15 protein-coding genes are annotated in these 16,507 nt (G+C 66.4%); 11 read left to right on the top strand and 4 right to left on the bottom strand.

Annotated elements, in window-relative coordinates:
- Window positions 1–69: 69 nt before the first annotated feature.
- Entirely contained in the window at window positions 70–687 is a 618-nt protein-coding gene (locus tag ACSQ24_RS03530; protein WP_436093350.1) for an N-acetyltransferase family protein, read from the top strand.
- 184 nt (window positions 688–871) lie between these two features.
- On the opposite strand, the gene ACSQ24_RS03525 is transcribed toward ACSQ24_RS03530, so the two are convergent.
- Complete coding sequence (locus ACSQ24_RS03525) at window positions 872–1,591, bottom strand: AprI/Inh family metalloprotease inhibitor (protein ID WP_436093349.1); 720 nt, start codon at window positions 1,589–1,591, stop codon at window positions 872–874.
- A gap of 168 nt (window positions 1,592–1,759) precedes the next feature.
- Between ACSQ24_RS03525 and ACSQ24_RS03520 the strand changes: the two genes are divergently transcribed.
- Window positions 1,760–2,188 (top strand): RidA family protein, encoded by a 429-nt coding sequence (locus tag ACSQ24_RS03520; RefSeq protein WP_436093348.1) that lies wholly within the window; start codon window positions 1,760–1,762, stop codon window positions 2,186–2,188.
- Window positions 2,189–2,350: 162 nt separating this feature from the next.
- On the opposite strand, the gene ACSQ24_RS03515 is transcribed toward ACSQ24_RS03520, so the two are convergent.
- Window positions 2,351–3,928, bottom strand: coding sequence for a glucan biosynthesis protein (locus tag ACSQ24_RS03515; protein ID WP_436093347.1), 1,578 nt, complete (start codon window positions 3,926–3,928; stop codon window positions 2,351–2,353).
- Window positions 3,929–4,626: 698 nt separating this feature from the next.
- On the opposite strand from ACSQ24_RS03515, the gene ACSQ24_RS03510 reads away from it, so the two are divergent.
- The 7 genes from ACSQ24_RS03510 to ACSQ24_RS03480 all read left to right on the top strand — a co-directional run bounded on the left by ACSQ24_RS03510 (window position 4,627) and on the right by ACSQ24_RS03480 (window position 12,383).
- Window positions 4,627–5,772, top strand: coding sequence for a type III PLP-dependent enzyme (locus ACSQ24_RS03510; protein ID WP_436093346.1), 1,146 nt, complete (start codon window positions 4,627–4,629; stop codon window positions 5,770–5,772).
- A 229-nt stretch (window positions 5,773–6,001) separates the two neighbouring features.
- Entirely contained in the window at window positions 6,002–6,538 is a 537-nt protein-coding gene (locus tag ACSQ24_RS03505) for a GNAT family N-acetyltransferase (RefSeq protein ID WP_436093345.1), read from the top strand.
- Between the two features lie 160 nt (window positions 6,539–6,698).
- Window positions 6,699–7,640, top strand: a complete 942-nt coding sequence (locus ACSQ24_RS03500) for a carbohydrate ABC transporter permease (protein ID WP_436093344.1) — start codon at window positions 6,699–6,701, stop codon at window positions 7,638–7,640.
- Complete coding sequence (locus ACSQ24_RS03495; RefSeq protein WP_436093343.1) at window positions 7,637–8,488, top strand: carbohydrate ABC transporter permease; 852 nt, start codon at window positions 7,637–7,639, stop codon at window positions 8,486–8,488. Before ACSQ24_RS03500 ends, ACSQ24_RS03495 begins: the two co-directional genes overlap by 4 nt.
- 12 nt (window positions 8,489–8,500) lie before the next feature.
- A complete protein-coding gene (locus ACSQ24_RS03490; protein ID WP_436093342.1) occupies window positions 8,501–9,835 on the top strand; it encodes an ABC transporter substrate-binding protein in 1,335 nt (444 codons plus the stop codon).
- Between the two features lie 182 nt (window positions 9,836–10,017).
- Window positions 10,018–10,848, top strand: coding sequence for a phosphodiesterase (locus ACSQ24_RS03485; protein ID WP_436093341.1), 831 nt, complete (start codon window positions 10,018–10,020; stop codon window positions 10,846–10,848).
- Between the two features lie 98 nt (window positions 10,849–10,946).
- Window positions 10,947–12,383: a homospermidine synthase gene (locus tag ACSQ24_RS03480; RefSeq protein ID WP_436093340.1), complete on the top strand. Its 1,437-nt coding sequence runs from the start codon at window positions 10,947–10,949 to the stop codon at window positions 12,381–12,383.
- Window positions 12,384–12,444: 61 nt separating this feature from the next.
- On the opposite strand, the gene ACSQ24_RS03475 is transcribed toward ACSQ24_RS03480, so the two are convergent.
- Window positions 12,445–12,750, bottom strand: coding sequence for a hypothetical protein (locus ACSQ24_RS03475; RefSeq protein WP_436093339.1), 306 nt, complete (start codon window positions 12,748–12,750; stop codon window positions 12,445–12,447).
- Between the two features lie 122 nt (window positions 12,751–12,872).
- Window positions 12,873–13,916, bottom strand: a complete 1,044-nt coding sequence (locus ACSQ24_RS03470; RefSeq protein ID WP_436093338.1) for a hypothetical protein — start codon at window positions 13,914–13,916, stop codon at window positions 12,873–12,875.
- A gap of 455 nt (window positions 13,917–14,371) precedes the next feature.
- Between ACSQ24_RS03470 and ACSQ24_RS03465 the strand changes: the two genes are divergently transcribed.
- Both ACSQ24_RS03465 and ACSQ24_RS03460 read left to right on the top strand, forming a co-directional pair.
- Window positions 14,372–15,406 (top strand): aspartate-semialdehyde dehydrogenase, encoded by a 1,035-nt coding sequence (locus ACSQ24_RS03465; RefSeq protein WP_436093337.1) that lies wholly within the window; start codon window positions 14,372–14,374, stop codon window positions 15,404–15,406.
- A gap of 150 nt (window positions 15,407–15,556) precedes the next feature.
- Window positions 15,557–16,504 carry a DMT family transporter gene (locus ACSQ24_RS03460; protein WP_436093336.1) on the top strand — a complete coding sequence of 316 codons (948 nt, stop codon included), beginning with the start codon at window positions 15,557–15,559 and terminating at the stop codon, window positions 16,502–16,504.
- The last annotated feature ends 3 nt before the right edge of the window (window positions 16,505–16,507 follow it).

The following is a 16,507-nucleotide window of genomic DNA, read 5'->3' as shown; positions in this document are numbered from 1 at the left end:
TCTTGCTCTCCGAGTTAGGGAAGATTCGCCTCCTTGGGCAGCGCATCCGCGCTTTCACAGGAGTTGCAATTGAATCGTTCGATCAAGTCTGGCGCCAAGGCCAGGCACGGCGAGGTCAGGCGTCTCTGGCCTGCCGAGCGCGATCTCTTCACTGCCCATCTCCTTCGCCTCGATGCCGCAACGCGGCGCGAGCGCTTCGGGACGGCGGTCACGGATGATTTTCTGAAAAGCTACGCCGAAACCACCTTCGGCGTCGGCGGGCTCGTCTACGCCTATGTCGAGGCGGGCGAGGTCCGCGGCGCCGCTGAACTGCGTGGGCTGGAGGAGATCGTCATCCAGACCGGCGAAGCCGCCTTCAGCGTCGAGCGCGACTGGCGCCGGCGCGGCATCGGCGAAGCGCTGTTCGGCCGCCTGATCACGGCATCGCGCAATCGCAACATCCGCACGCTCTACATGACCTGCCTGCCGGAGAACGCAGCGATGCGGAATCTCGCCCGCAAGTTCGAAGCCGAGATGGTCGGCGGCTATAATGACGTCGAGGGCCGGATCGCCACCGGCGCAGCGACGCCGTTCACCCTGCTCGATGAGGCGATGGACAACGCCCGCAGCTTCGCGACCCTGTCGCTCTCGCTGCAGCGCAAATTCTGGCCCTCGACCCTGTTCGGGCGAGCGGCCTCGCGGCACTGAGCGCTCGCCTGAAGCGCACGCGCTACCCCCTCTCCCCTTGCGGGAGAGGGTTGGGGTGAGGGGTCTCGCGACACTAATGATAAGCGTCGCGAGGCACTCACCGAACCTTCCAGACCTGCGCGACCCCTCATCCGGCCCTTCGGGCCACCTTCTCCCGCAAGGGGGAGAAGGGCAACGCCGCGCTCTATCGATTCAGCGAGAGCCCAGCGCCCGATTTCGTGATGGCTCCGTTCATGGCACCGCCGCTGCCGACGCGCAGGCGCGCCACCACCGCGCCGCCGCGCTGGTAGAGATAGACCTCGCCGTCGCGATAATCCCAGGCGTTGACCTGCTGCAGGTCGCGATTGCTGCAGCCCGTGGCATTGGCGCGGTAGAGGTCGAGCGAAGGCGAGCTCGAGAGCTGCACCCGGCAGGAGCCGCCGGTCGCTTCCTGCGCCGTCCAGTTGCCGATGACGCCGTCGCGTGTGGAAACCGCGCCGCTGCGCGTCGAGCCGCCGCCAGGCGTCGCGCCGGGATTGGCATTTGCGACCTGAGGCGGGGCCGGCTCCACCGGGCGCTGCGCCGGCGGCTGCTGGCCGGGCGGTGCTGCCTGCGGATCGAAGAACGGATCATTCTGAGGAGGCAGGCCGCCCGGCCCCGGCGCGGGACCGCCGGCCGGATAACCGCCTGCTTGTGGCGGCGCGCTCGGGTAGCCCCCCGGCGGCGGCAGCGGCTCGGAGGTGATCGGGGCCGACTGGACCGGCGGCGCCGACTGAATAGGCTCGCCATAGACCGGCGCGCGGGCGACGGCCTGGCCCGAACCCGAGCCGTATCCACCGAAGCGCTGTGATCCAGCGCAAGCGGTCAGCAGCACGAGAGGCAGCAGGCTCGCGGCCCGCAGCAGCGCAGAAGTCCTCAAGCTCATCCCCGTCATTTCGATAGCCCCGACCATCCGGAGCACTGTGAAAGCTGGCGTCTGAACGTGACATGAGCGCGTTCAAGGCTGCAAAAAGGGCACCGGTCAAGTCGCAACATGGTTTTGCAGCTTGCAGCTGGCATGGCAGAACGATGCCCCCGCCATCCGGATCGACCGATGAAGCCGCTCAACCCCTCTTCGATCCGCGCGCCCTTCGCCCGCTACAGCCATGGCGCCGAGCTACCATCCGGCCAGCGGCTGGTCTTCTGCTCCGGCCAGCTCGGCATCGCGGCCGACGGCACGATCCCGGAGAGCGTCAGGGAGCAGGCTGATCTCTGCTTTGCCAACATCGCCGCGATCCTGGGCGAGGCGGGGATGACGCTGAAGGACATCGTCCGCGTCAACGCCTACGTCACCGACCGCGCCCATATGAAGGGCTATATGGAATCGCGCGATGCTCATGTCGGCACCCCGCCGCCGGCCTCGACCCTGATGATCGTCTCCGGTTTCACCCTGCCGGAGTTCAAGATCGAGATCGAGGTCGTCGCAGCCGCCCCCGAAAAGCGGCGCAAGCCGGCGCGCACGGTTACGGCACCCAAATTCTGATCGGACGCCCTCCAGGTCATCCCGGACAAGCCGCGAAGCGGCGCCGATCCGGGATCCATTCCTGAGCCTTTCCGAAATAGGTTCCGGAATGGGTCCCGGGTCTCCCTCCGGTCGCCCGAGACGCCCCGCAGAACTGAATGAAGCTTCAGCGAGTATTCGCCCTCAGCCGGCGTCGGGCGCCCGCCAGGGATAGCTCCAGGTCTCCGTCAGGGTCTTGCTGCCGCTCTTGAGGAAGGCGCGCATCTCGGCGAGCTGGCCGGGCTCGACCACGATGTCGATGAAGGCGCGGAAGCCGTCCGTCTTCGGATTCGGCACCAGGAAGGCCCGGTTGATCCGGCCATAGGCGATCGACGGCACGATCTCGACCTTTTCCGGCTGCTTCAGATAGTAGCCGAGATCGCCGCCGGAGAAATCGACGATGAAACGGCGGGCGTTCTCCGTCACTGGCTCGCCCGAGCCGAGCGCCTTGGGCTTGGCCTGATAAGTGTTGATCGCCCGCCCGCCGGGATGCAGGTCGCTGGAATCGACCATCGCCGTCAGCTTGTAGCCGAAACGGAACTCGCGGCCGGGCTCGAGCGGCGTCTTCGGCGCCCAGAGCGCGACGATGTTGTCGTTGGTCTCGTCGGTGGTCGGCAATTCGATCAGTTCGACGACGCCCTCCCCCCAATCGCCCTGCGGCTCGACCCAGTAGGAGGGCCGCAATTCATAGGCGAGGTCGAGGTCCTGATAGTGCTCGAACGCGCGATCGCGCTGCATCAGGCCGAAGCCGCGGACATTGCGCTCGACGAAGGAGGACGACGCCGCGACGCGCGCATTGCGCAGCGGCCGCCAGATCCACTCGCCAGTGCTGGAATGGATCAGCAGCCCGTCGGAATCGTGCAGTTCGGTGCGGAAGTCGTCATAGAAGCGACGGTCGTTCTCGCCGGTAAAGAACATCGAGGTGAGAGGCGCCAGACCCAGCTTCTCGATCGGCTTGCGCGGGAACAGCACCGCGCCGACATCGACCACGCTGTCGCCGTCCGGATAGATATGGAAGCGATAGGCGCCCGTCACCGAGGGCGAATCGAGCAACGCGTAGACCGTGACGCGGTCGGCATCGGTAGTCGGCGTCTCGACCCAGAACTCGCGGAAGACCGGGAACTCCTCGCCGCCGGGGATGCCGGCGCCGATCGCAAGCCCGCGCGCCGACAGGCCATAGCGCTGCCCGCGCCCGAGCACGCGAAAATAGCTCGCCCCGATGAAGGAGATCAGTTCGTCGAAAACACGCGGGTCGTTCAGCGGGTAGTGCAGGCGGAAACCGGCGAAGCCGAGATTGACCGGCAGCGGCTTGTCGAACTTGGTCCGCCCGTAATCGAAGAGATTGGCGGCATAGGGCACCGGCGTCGGCACGCCGTCGCGGATCACGTTCACCGTCACCGGCCGGGTGAACAGGAAGCCGGGATGAAACATCTGCATGCGGAAGCCGGAATTCGACTGGGCTAGCAAAGCCCGCTCCGGCCGGAAGCGGATCTCGCGCCAGGCATCGAAATCGAGCCGCGTCAGCACCTCCGGCAGCGCAGGCCCGGCCTCATAGGGCACAGCTGCGATCTCGCGGGCCCGGCGCACGACATCCTCGAAGCCGAAGCGCGGCTGCGGCGGCGCCTGCTCTGGCTGCTGCGCCAGCAAAGCCTGCGGCGCGGCGGTGGCGCACAATGCCGCGCTCAGCCCGGCCAAAACCCGGCGGCGATCGGTAACCGTCATGATCGAAACTTGCCCCGACTTGATACAACTCTTGGCTGGAGGCCGATCGATCGCCTCCCGTCGCGCGAAACGCGCTGCGCCAACGACTTAGGGGATGAAATGGGGCTGGTCTAGGGCGCAGCCATGGCCCGCATGGACCAGCGTTAAGAAGGCGTGCGGTCGTTGGACGCTCCAGCCGGCGCGTCCTGTAAAAAATCCGGTCCCGGCCGTCAGAAAAAACTTGAAGCCGGGGTCCCCCCTCCGTATATGGGGCTCACCCAATTCGCACGTGCCTGTGGCCGCGTGCCGGTCGGTGGGCATCCGGACAAGAGGCCGGACAGCCGCCAGGGATGGGAAACGGATGGAGGGGGATGGATATCCCCTCAAATCACGCTCCCGGCTCTCGCAAGAGGGCCGCTCCCGAACAGCGACTGGCAGCCGGAGGCGAAACCGGCGAACCCCGAATCTCCACGGGGGACGCAGCTTAAAGCAACGACGGAGCGGGCTTTTTTGGTCTCGTTGGTCCTCCAAAGGCCAACACCGAAGAGGCTTGTCCTTCATTGCCGGGCGTGCGGGGTTAATCTCCCAATCGACGGTGTTTCGGGTCCGGACGTCTCGTCCGCAATCCCAAGGCGTCTCCATCGCGCCTCGGATCGCGAACGACTCGAACGGCTACACGTCGTATCGGCGCCGCTTGCGCCGAAGAGGAGCAGCGTCTCATGACCGAGCGCATCCGTGAATTTCTGCGTGACCGCCGCGAGGATGGTCCCTGCGTCGTGATCGACCTCGAGGTCGTGCGCGAGAATTATGTCGCCTTCTCCCGGGCGCTGCCGGACACCCGCGTCTTCTACGCGGTCAAGGCGAACCCGGCGCCGGAAGTGCTGCGCCTCTTGGCCAAGCTCGGCTCCTGCTTCGATTGCGCCTCGGTCGTCGAGATCGAGCTCGCGCTCGCGGCTGGCGCCACGGCGGACCGCATCTCCTTCGGCAACACCATCAAGAAGGAGCGCGACGTCGCCCGCGCCATGGAGCTCGGCGTGCGCCTGTTCGCCGTCGACTGCCAGGCCGAGGTCGAGAAGATCGCCCGTGCCGCCCAGGCCACCAAGGCCGAAGGCGCGCGCATCTTCTGCCGCATTCTCTGCGACGGCGCCGGCGCCGACTGGCCGCTCTCGCGCAAGTTCGGCTGCGTGCCCGAAATGGCCGCGGACGTGCTCGAGCATGGCCATCGCCTCGGCCTCCAGGCCTATGGCATCTCGTTCCATGTCGGCTCGCAGCAGGCGAACGTGAACGCCTGGGATTCGGCTCTGGCCTCGGCTTCGGCCGTGTTCAAGGAGTGCGCCACCCGCGGTCTCTCGCTGTCGATGGTCAACCTCGGCGGTGGCTTCCCGGCGCGCTATCTGCGGCCGATCCCGGGCGTCCCGGCCTATGGCGATGCGATCTTCCAGGCGCTGTCGAAGCATTTCGGCAACCGCCTGCCTGAGACCATCATCGAGCCGGGCCGCGGCATGGTCGGCGAAGCCGGCCTGATCGAGGCCGAGGTCGTGCTGATCTCGAAGAAGAGCGAGGACGACCAGGTTCGCTGGGTCTATCTCGACATCGGCAAGTTCAACGGACTGGCCGAGACGATGGACGAGGCGATCCGCTACCCGATCCGCACGGAACGTGACGGCGACGCCACGGTTCCTTGCGTGCTGGCCGGCCCGACCTGCGATTCGGTCGACGTCATGTACGAGAAGACCCCGTACATGCTGCCGTTCAGCCTGGAGATCGGGGACAAGGTCCTGATCGAAGGCACCGGCGCCTATACGACGACCTATTCGGCCGTCGCCTTCAACGGCTTCCCGCCGCTGAAGCAGTACGTCATCTGACGTCGAGGGCGGGAGCTTCCGCCCTCTCACCAATCGGGTTCGGCGAAGCGCCCTGCCACCCTATCGGCAGGCTGCCCGGGAAACCGGGCGGAGCGTCCGCGTCTCCAAGAATGGAGCGCGGGCGTGGCTCCCGCCGAACCCAATCTCCCTCATCCCTGATGTTGTGGCCGCGTCCGCGCGGCGCCGGGAAGGTCCGCGCGATGGCGGGCGCTCCGGCAGGAGGTGCGTCATGATCACGATCCGCGACGAGATCGAGAACGATGTTCCGGCCCGCGAGGCCCTGCTCGACCGCTGCCTCGGCGAGCGCCGCACGTCGAAGTCGAGCGAGCGCCTGCGCGAAGGCCGCCTGCCCGCCGAAGGCCTCGCGCTGACGGCCGAGCGCGATGGCGCCGTCGTTGCGACCGTGCGCCTCTGGCACGTTGAAGCCAATGGCAAGCCGGCGCTGCTGCTCGGTCCGCTTGCGGTCGAGCCGGAACTGCAGGGCGAGGGCCTCGGCAAGACGATGATGCGCGAGGCGATCTGGCGCGCTGCCTGCCGCGGCCATGGCGCGATCCTGCTCGTCGGCGACGCGCCCTATTACGAGCGCTTCGGCTTCTCGGCCGCGCCGATGGCCGGTCTCGCCATGCCGGGCCCGGTCGAGCGCGAGCGCTTCCTCGGCCTCGAGCTGCGCGAAGGCGCGCTCCAGGGTGCGAGCGGCGTGCTCAAGGCCACGGGTGCGCTCGTCCCGGCTGAGGGGGCGGAGGGTCTCCGACGTCGCGCCGCCTGACGTCGCAGCCTCGACACCAAGCACAGCGGGCAGGCCCTAGGGTCTGCCCGTTCTGCGTTCAGGCGCCCGCTATTTCACCGGCTTCGTCGCCGAAGCGTCATCCGATCTTCACCGGACTGTCGTCCAGCACCGCCATCACCCCGCAGCGAAGGCGGGAATGATGGCGGACACGGTTCTGACGAACGGATTGGCAAGGCCACAGGCACTGCGGCTCGCGGCCTGGCGGCCTCGTCGTCAGACGATGCTGGCCTTCGGCCTGCTGGCCCCCTCGCTCATCCTGCTGACGCTGTTCACATACTGGCCCGTGATTCAGGTCGCCTGGCAGGCGCTGCACAACCAGGTCAAGATCGGCGGCCCGCAGGCCTATGTCGGCCTCGCCAATTTCACGGCGCTCTTCGCCGATGCCGCCTTCCGCAAGGCGCTCTCCAATAACCTGCTCTATGCCTTCGGCACCGTGATCCCGAGCCTTGTTCTGGCGCTCGGATTCGCCATGGCGCTCGCCAGGTCGAGCCGCGTCAACGCGCTGTTCCGCTCGCTCTTCTTCCTGCCGGTGCTGATCCCGCTCGTCGCCGCAGCCTCGATCTTCCTGTTCATTTTCCTGCCCAATGCCGGGCTGCTCGACTACCACCTCGGCCTGCTCGCGATCTCGGGGCCGAACTGGCTCGGCGATCCCGACATCGCCCTGTACTCGATCATGGGCCTGACGATCTGGAAGAACGCCGGCTACTACATGCTGTTCTTCCTGGCCGGGCTGCAGGCGGTTCCGGCCGACGCCTATGAGGCGGCGATCCTCGACGGCGCCAATCCCTGGCAGCGCTTGCGCTACGTCACCCTGCCCTATCTCAAGCCGACCATCGGCTTCGTCATGGTGATCGGGCTGATCAACGTCGTCACCCAGGTCGACCACGTCTTCGTCCTGACCAAGGGTGGACCGTCGGACTCGACCAATCTCCTGCTGTTCTACGTCTATCAGCAGGCGGTCGAGAGCTACGATGCCGGTCGCGCCGCCGCCGGCACGCTCGTGATGCTGGCCCTGCTGCTCGTCATCTCCGCAAGCTCGCTGCGCACGCTCGAGCGCTCTTTCGGGGAGCGCGAGCCATGATCGAAGCTTCGAGCGGCGTCGCCAACCGCGAGATCACCCCGAGGCTCGGCTACGCAGCGACCTTGCTGCTCGCCGCCCTCTGGATCACGCCTTTCCTCTGGATGCTGGTCGCCGCCTTCAACCCGCACACCTATGGCGGCTCCAGCATGGCCTCGCTGGTACCGTCCTATCTCCCGACGCTCGGCAACTTCGCCGAAGCCTGGGCCTCGGCCGATTTCCCGCGCTATGGCCTCAACACCGCGATCATCAGCTTCGGCATCCTCGCCGGGCAGATCGTGATGATCACGCTGGCCGGCTATGCCTTCGCCCGGCTGGAGTTCCCCGGCCGAACGCTCTGCTTCTATCTCTTCCTGCTGCAGCTGATGCTGGCGCCGGTCGTGCTGATCGCGCCCAATCTGGCGACGATCGCGAAACTCGGCCTCTATGACAGCCTGCTCGGCGTAATGGCACCCTACTTCGCCTCCGCCTTCGGCACCTTCCTGATGCGCCAGGCCTTCAGGGCGATCCCGCGCGAGCTCGAGGACGCAGCGCTGATCGACGGCGCCAGCGTCTGGCAGCGCATCGGCTTCATCTATCTGCCGCTGGCGAAGCCCTCGCTGATCGCCTTCGGGATCGTCTCCGTCACCAGCCATTGGAACGAGTTCCTCTGGCCCCTGATGGTGATCAACTCGCCGGATCTGCGCCCGCTCACCGTCGGCCTCGCCTCGTTCACCCGCGGCGCCGAGGGCGCGCAGGCCTGGGGCGTCATCGCCGCCGGCACCCTGATGGTCAGCGCGCCGCTGCTGATCGCCTTCGCGCTGTTCCAGCGCGCCTTCGTCAATTCCTTCGTCTCGTCAGGCATCAAGTAAGGGGTCCAGAAGATGACCAGCACCACCCGCAGATCGGTTCTCGCCGGCGCAGCCTTGGCCGCCTCCTTCGCCGTCGCACCCGCCTTCGCCCAGGCACCGACGGAGATCGAGCTGTTCTTCCCGGTCCCGGTCGACGGCCAGCTCGCCCGCGACATGACGGCGCTGATCAAGGAGTTCAACGAGAAGAACCCGGCGATCAAGGCGACCCCGGTCTACACCGGCTCCTATGACGAGACCCTGATCAAGACCCGCGCCGCGATGAAGGCCGGCAAGCCGCCGGCAGCGGTGATCATGTCGGCCAATTTCCTGCTCGATCTCAAGATCGAGGGCGAGATCCAGAAGCTCGACGATCTGATCAAGACCGACGGCAGGACCAACGAGGCCTATATGGGCCAGTTCTTCCGCGCCCTGCACGGCAACGCGGTGCTCGACCGCTCGGTCTACGGCGTGCCCTTCCACAACTCGACGCCGCTGCTCTACGTCAATGCCGAGCACTTCAAGGAAGCCGGTCTCGATCCCGAGAAGCTGCCCTCGAACTGGGAAGAGCTCGCTGCCGCCGCGAAGAAGCTGACCAGGCGCGAAGGCGACCGTGTCACCCGCTGGGGCATCATCGCGCCGTCCAATTACGACTATGGCGGCTGGATCCTGCAGGCCCTGACCCAGTCCAATGGCGGCCAGTGGTTCAACGTCGATTACGGCGGCGAGGTCTATTACGACAGCCCGTCCATGCTCGGCGCCCTGACCTTCTGGTCGGACCTCGTCGCCAAGCACAAGGTTCACCCCGCCGGCGTGCAGGCGGGCGGTGCGGTCTCGACCGCCTTCCTGTCCGGCCAGGCCTCGATGGTGCTGCTCTCGACCGGCTCGCTCACCCATATCCGCACCAACGCGAAGTTCCCCTACAAGGTCGCCTTCGTGCCCAGGAACGTGAAGAACGAGGTGCCGATCGGCGGCGCCTCGCTCGTCATCCCGACCGGCGTCGAGGGCGAGCGCCGCAAGGCCGCCTGGACCCTGATCAACTGGATGACCTCGCCGGAGAAGTCGGGCTGGTGGAGCCGCGCCACCGGCTATTTCGCGCCGAACATGGCCGCCTACGAACTGCCGGAGATGAAGGAATTCATCGCCAGGAATCCGGATGCCGGCATCGCCGTCAGCCAGCTCGCCTACGCCAAGCCCTGGTTCGCGACCTACAAGACCGTTCCGGTCCGCAAGGCGATCGAGGACGAATTGCAGGCCGTGCTCTCGGGCAAGAAGCGGCCAAAGGAGGCGCTGGTCTCGGCGCAGAAGACCGCCGACGAGATCATGAAGCCTTACGTCGAGCAGACCGCGCTCAAGCTGCCGACGCAGTAAGGGACCTCGACGCGAGCCCTCCCCCCTTGTGGGGGAGGGTTGGGAGGGGGGTATCGCACCAGCAGCGCTCTCCGCGCCAAGCTGGGCATATGTCGAGGGTGGCATACCCCCCTCTCTAACTCTCCCCCACAAGGGGGGAGAGGACCTGTCGCGCTATCCGCACTTCCTACCGGATCCTCATCATGCTGATCGCCCATATCACTGACCTGCACATCCGCCCGCTCGGCAAACCGGCCTATCGCATCTCCGAGACCAACGCCCTGACCGAGCGCGCGCTCGATGTTGTCGCCGCCCTGCGCCCGCGCCCGGATGCGCTGGTGATCACCGGCGACCTCACTGATTGCGGTCTCGCCGAGGAATATGAGCTGCTGGCGAACCTGCTCGCGCGCATCGAAGTGCCCGTGCTGCTGCTTCCCGGCAATCACGACCGCCGCGAAACCCTGATGGCCGGCCTCCAGCTCGGGCCGCATGCGGTTCTCGACGACGGCTTCGTCCAGTTCAGCGCCGATATCGGCGACATCAGGCTGATCGGCCTCGACACCTTGCTGCCGGGCCAGAGCGCCGGCGCGCTCTGCGACAAGCGCCTCGCCTTCCTGGAGAACGCACTCGCCGGGGCAAACGGCAAGCCGGCCGTCATCTTCATGCACCACCCGCCCTTCGACTGCGGCATCGTCCATATGGACCGCATCCGCCTGCTCGACGGCGCCGACGGCTTCCGCGCCATTGTTAGCCGGCATCATAACATCGAGCGTATCGTCTGCGGCCACCATCACCGGCCGATCACGACGCGCTTCGCCGGCACGATCGCGCAGATCGCGCCGAGCGTGACGCATCAGGTCACGCTCGACCTCGCGCCCGAGGGGCCGGCAACCTTCCACATGGAGCCGCCGGCCTACTACCTGCACAGCTATCGGTCCGGCACCGGGCTCGTCAGCCACATGGCCTATGTCGAACGCTATCCCGGCCCCTACCCCTTCGTGCTCGACGCCGATTATCCCGGTGCACACGACTGACGAGCATAGGCCCAACGCCAGCGGGATTGACCCCTGGAACGGCAGGCCATACCAGCGTCCGCTTGTTCTGCAAGTAACCAACCCAGGAGTTGAAAAGAATGACGGATTGGCCCGTATACGGCGAGATCACCGGCCCGATCGTGATGATCGGCTTCGGTTCGATCGGCCGCGGGACGCTGCCGCTGATCGAGCGGCATCTCACATTCGACAAGAGCCGTTTCGTGGTGATCGCACCCGACGACGACAACCGCGCCCTTCTGGACGAGCGTGGCATCCGCTTCATCCATGAAGCCGTGACGCTCGAGAACTACAAGACCATGCTGGAGCCGCTACTGACCGCGGGCGGTGGCCAGGGCTTTTGCGTCAACCTCTCCTGCGACACCGGTTCGCGCGACATCATGGAGCTCTGCTCCAGCCTCGGCGCGCTCTATATCGACACGGTCAACGAGCCCTGGCTCGGCTTCTATTTTGACGAGACGAAAGGTCCGGGCGAGCGCTCGAACTACGCGCTGCGCGAGATGACGCTCGCCGCCAAGCGCGCCCGTGCGCCGGGTTCGACGACGGCTGTCTCCTGCTGCGGCGCCAACCCCGGCATGGCCTCCTGGCTGGCCAAGAAGGCTTTGCTGAACATCGCCGCCGACATGCGCCTCAACGTGCCGCAGCCGACCACCCGCGAGGAATGGGCCGGGCTGATGAAGCAGGTCGGTGTCAAGGGCATCCATATCGCCGAGCGCGACACGCAGCGCTCGCGCCACCCCAAGCCGCCGGGCGTCTTCGTCAACACCTGGTCGGTCGAGGGCTTCATCTCCGAGGGCGTGCAGCCGGCCGAATTGGGCTGGGGCACCCATGAGAAGTGGATGCCGGACAACGCCCGCACCCACGAGACCGGCTCGCAGGCAGCGATCTACCTGATGCAGGCTGGTGCCGAGACCAAGGTGCGGAGCTGGTGCCCGACCCCGGGCCCGCAATATGGCTTCCTGGTGACGCATAACGAGTCGATCTCGATCGCCGACTACTTCACCGTGCGCGACGACGCCGGCAAGGCGGTCTACCGGCCGACCTGCCACTACGCCTATCATCCGGCCAACGACGCCGTGCTCTCGCTGCACGAGATGTTCGGCAATGCCGGCCGCCCCCAGGAAGAGCACCACATCCTCGAGGAGAACGAGGTCATCGACGGCATCGATGAGCTCGGCGTGCTGCTCTACGGCCACGACAAGGGCGCCTACTGGTTCGGCTCACAGCTCTCGACGGAGGAAGCGCGCAAGCTCGCTCCGTACCAGACCGCGACCGGCCTGCAGGTCACCTCGGCCGTGCTTGCCGGCATGGTCTGGGCGCTGGAGAACCCCAATGCCGGCATCGTCGAGGTCGAGGAGATGGATCTCGACCGCTGCCTCGCGATCCAGATGCCCTATCTCGGGCCGGTGAAGGGCTACTACACCGACTGGACCCCGCTCGACGGCCGTCCGAGCCTGTTCCCGGAGGATATCGACACCAGCGATCCCTGGCAGTTCCGCAACATCCTGGTGCGCTGACCGTCACAAAGCAAAGGCCCGCCTCACGGCGGGCCTTTTTCGTTTCAAGCCGACTGCTGGCTCAGAAGCGCGGCGTCGAGAAGCTGTTGGCGAAGGGGTTGGCGCCGGAGCCGATGCGCGACGGCAGCGTGCCCTCGCCATAGAGCTCGCCCGAAGCCGAATAGACCGGGCTCGCCACGATGTTCTGGGTCGCATAGCGGTTCATGCTGCCGACGGGCACGACATTGCCGGCGTCGAAATAGCTGCGCTTCTGCACGGTGACGCGCAGCGGGCGGCGCTGCTGCTGGGCCTCGGCCACGGACGCGGCGAAGGTGACGGCTGCGACGGACAAGGCCAGGCCGGCGGCGAGACGGGAAAGCGAACGCATGACGATCTCCTGAGGCGGTTGCCCCCGCCGAAGCTATTGGCGGACCGGCTGTCGTGACGATACAACCCCAGAGTTAATGCTTTTGTTGCGGCCTGCCAGTGCGCCGCCGCCACACGAGCGCGTTACCGCGCCTGCGCCTGCTTGCCGCTGGTCGGTCGCAAGGTCGGCGCCTTGCCATCGGCGTCGAGCCAGGAGCCCTTGCGCCCGGTCGCGGCGAGCCTCGGCACCGAGCAGCCCGGCCTGCGGTTGAGCTCGGTGCGGGCGAAGCTGGCGCGCAGCTCCGGATCATCGCCGGCGCTCAAAAGGTCGATCCGGTCGATCAGGCAGGTCAGCTGCGCCCGATCGGCCGGCTTGGCCTCGCTGCCGCACCACCAGCCCGAAAAGGAGAGATGCGCCGCTGCGTCAAGATGGCGGAAGGCGATGCAGGCCCGTCCGGCCGCGCCGTCGCTCAAGCCGACATCTGCGGTCTCGACGGTTCCGAATTTGGTCTCGATCGTCGTGGTTGCACCACTGCGCCCGACCGAAAGCCCACGTGCCGCGCCCTCGCGCACCAGCGTGATCACGAAGGGCTGCGACAGGCCGGCGAGCGCCTTCATTTGCGCATCGCGATTGACCTGGAACGTCAGCGACAGGAACGACTTGCCATCGTCGAACGCACCGAAAGTCAGCGCGTCTTCGCGCCGCTGCCCATCCTGGCTGCGGCGCGCGCCATAAGCGCTACGCTTGTCGAGCTCCGGCGTTTCCAGGCCGAAGAGCGCGATCGGGCGGCCGATCGTCACCCAACCCTCCTCCCCGGCGGCGAGTGGCAGTGCCTGCAAACGCACATCGCGCACCGCAGGCCCAGTCGACGCTTCCGCTGGCACCGGCAAGCTGGCAAGGGCCGGATCCGAAGAGCCTGACGAGAGGCCGGCGACGAGCATGGCGGTCAGCCCGATGCCGGTGACGGCGGCGAGCCCGCGCCAGACGAGACCACCTGTCAGCCCGATTGCTCCGGAGCGCAGGGCACGCCGCAGCGGCCGCATGATCCGCGCAAGGCCGGTCTCGATCGCGTCGGCGAGATCGACCAGCCGCGCGGCAAGATCGAAGCGTCCCGGCGCAGCGCTCGCCAGGACGTGCAGGCGCGGCTGAAGGCGCTGCCAGATGGCGTTGATCCCGTCCCCGAACACGATAGACCCCGACCCGTTTCGACCGCCTGCACCCCTGCAGGCAGCCTTCGCCCCACTCGCCGCCGAACTTTCGTCGGGGCGGGTGAGCGGGTCGTTACCAGCCGCTTTCCATCGCGAAACAGGGTCAATGACGGGTAAGGAGGCAGGGTTAATGCCGCAGGGCGGCTCTGACGATTGACTTTTTACGGCGGCTTGTGTTTGGGATTGCGCGCCGGATGCTTCTCCTCCGGCTTCGCGATGATGTTCAGCTCTGGTTGGTTCCGTGACGTTCGCTCTGACGACGAAAACCACGACCAAAACGGCGACCGGGAAAACCCGGACGCTGCGCTGACACCTCGCCTCGATTCCGGGTTCTCCCCCCCCGGCCGGGGTCAACCGGCCGAACCCGCAAACGAGATCAGCGGCGACGGCCTCCCGGGGAGGCTGAACCGGTTTCGCCAGAAGGAATTTCCAGCATGAGCTTCAAGGTCGCGATCGTCGGCGCCACGGGCAATGTGGGCCATGAGATGCTCGACATCCTCGCCGAGCGCGCTTTCCCCGTCAGCGAAGTGGTGGCGCTCGCCTCCTCGCGCTCGATCGGCACCGAGGTCTCCTTCGGCGACAAGACGCTGAAGGTGAAGGCGCTCGACCATTACGACTTCTCCGACACCGATATCTGCCTGATGTCGGCGGGCGGCGCTGTCTCGAAGGAATGGTCGCCTAAGATCGGCGCGCAGGGCTGCGTCGTGATCGACAACTCCTCGACCTGGCGCATGCACCCCGACGTGCCGCTGGTCGTGCCGGAGGTGAACGCCGCCGCGGCAGCCGGCTTCACCAAGATGAACATCATCGCCAACCCGAACTGCTCGACCGCCCAGCTCGTCGTGGCGCTGAAGCCGCTGCATGACCGTTTCGGCGTCAAGCGCGTCGTCGTCTCGACCTATCAGTCGGTTTCCGGCGCAGGCAAGGAGGCGATGGACGAGCTCTTCAACCAGACCCGCTCGGTCTTCGCCGCCGGCGAGGTCCAGGTGAAGAAGTTTCCGAAGCGCATCTCTTTCAACGTCATCCCGCACATCGACGTCTTCATGGAGGACGGCTACACCAAGGAAGAGTGGAAGATGATGGCGGAGACGAAGAAGATCCTCGATCCGAAGATCAAGCTGACCGCCACCTGCGTGCGCGTTCCGGTCTTCATCGGCCACTCCGAGAGTGTCAACATCGAGTGCGAGAAGCCGGTCACCGCCGACGAGGCGCGCGAAGTGCTGCGCACCGCCCCCGGCATCCTCGTCATCGACAAGCACGAGCCCGGTGGCTACATCACCCCGCACGAGGCGGCCGGCGAGGACGCGACCTACATCTCGCGCATCCGCGAAGACGCCACGGTCGAGAACGGCCTTTCCTTCTGGTGTGTCTCGGACAATCTGCGCAAGGGCGCAGCGCTGAACGCGGTCCAGATCGCCGAGGTGCTGGTCAACCGCAAGCTGATCCAGCCGCGCAAGAAGGCCGCCTGAGTTCCGACCGCGAGACTTTAAAGAAAATTTCAAGGCGGGCGCGCTGCCCGCCTTTTTCTTGCGCGGATGCATGGCGGCCGTGCCGGATTTGCGCAAGGGCTCGCCGCGCTCATCGGCTAGGGTCGGCCTGCATCGAGATTCGCCGAAACCTTGCCCGACACCCTGACCAGAGTGCCTCTGCCGGTCGATCCAGCCCCGGCCGAGCCGCCGCAGCGCCCGGCGCCGCGACGCGACAACAGCCTGCGTGGCATCGGGCTGATGCTGCTCGGCAGTGTCTTCCTGTCCGCTGCCGATGTCGCCTCGAAATACCTCACAGCAACGACCCCTGCGCTCCAGGTCGTCTGGCTGCGCTATGCTGCCTTCGCGCTGATCATGCTGGCGGTGGCCGCTCCCGGTGGCTTCGCGCAGTTGATGCCAAAGCGCATGGGCATGCAGATTCTGCGCGGCGTCGCCGTCACGGTCTCCTCGATCCTGTTCGTCTCCTCGCTGAAATACCTTCCGATCGCCGATGCGACCGCGACGAGCTTCGTCGCGCCGCTCTTCGTCACCGCGCTATCGATCCCGATTCTTGGCGAGAAGATCGGCTGGCGGCGCTGGACTGCGACAGCCATCGGCCTGATCGGCGTACTGATCGTCGTCCGCCCGGGCGGCAGCGATTTTCAACTCGCCTCGATCCTTCCCGTTCTTTCGGCGGTGACCTGGGCCTTCGCCCTGATCGTCACCCGGATGATGAGCGCGAGCGAGAACCCTATCACCACCCTGGCTTGGTCAGCCGTTGTCGGCTGCCTTGTGCTTTCGGGGCTACAACCGCTGACCTGGCAGCCCCTGACCACCGAGGCGCTGCTGGTCGGCCTGTTCATCGGCGTATTCTCGACCGTTGGGCACTGGTTCGTCATCCAGGCCTTCCGGCACGCCGATGCCTCGCTGCTGGCGCCCTTCTCCTATGTGCAGCTGCTCTGGGCCTCGGTCTTCGGCTTCATTCTGTTTTCCGTGCTGCCCGACGCCTTCACCTGGTTCGGCTCGGCGATCATCATCGCGTCCGGCCTCTATACCGCCCATCGCGAGCGCATCCGGGCGCGCAAGGTCACCGGACGATAGACG

Source organism: Allobosea sp. LjRoot237 (genome assembly GCF_964253285.1).
Lineage (GTDB): Bacteria > Pseudomonadota > Alphaproteobacteria > Rhizobiales > Beijerinckiaceae > Allobosea.
The sequence above is the reverse complement of the archived record's forward strand: the minus strand, read 5'-3'. Positions and strand labels throughout refer to the sequence as shown.